General features: G+C 26.1%; 1 pseudogene. It reads right to left on the bottom strand.

Annotation, left to right across the window (positions count from 1 at the left end):
- Positions 1-299 (bottom strand): annotated as a pseudogene (locus C1G53_RS12270) (hypothetical protein); the annotation flags it as partial.

The raw sequence follows: 299 nt of genomic DNA, 5'->3' as shown, positions 1-299 counted from the left end.
TATATTTATGTTTTTTAACTCTGTTTGTTTACTTCTAACTTCATTAAAAACTGACTCAAAGAAATTGTCATCTCTAATATTACTTTTAAATTGAATGATATTTTTGATATAGATGGCCTTTGAACTATCACCTGTTACAAAATGTATCTGTTCTAAAAAAGTGTTCAATTGTGACAATTGTTTTAGATTTAGCGCACCTAGCTTCTTTCTTCGCTTATATTCTTCTTCAAGACCCTCCTGTATTTTAGCTATATCTTTAAAATTATCAATTTTAAATTCAGTTAATGAAATATCCATTA

Source organism: Streptococcus suis (assembly GCF_002960445.1).
GTDB lineage: Bacteria > Bacillota > Bacilli > Lactobacillales > Streptococcaceae > Streptococcus > Streptococcus hyiners.
This window is presented reverse-complemented; position numbering and strand designations above follow the sequence as displayed.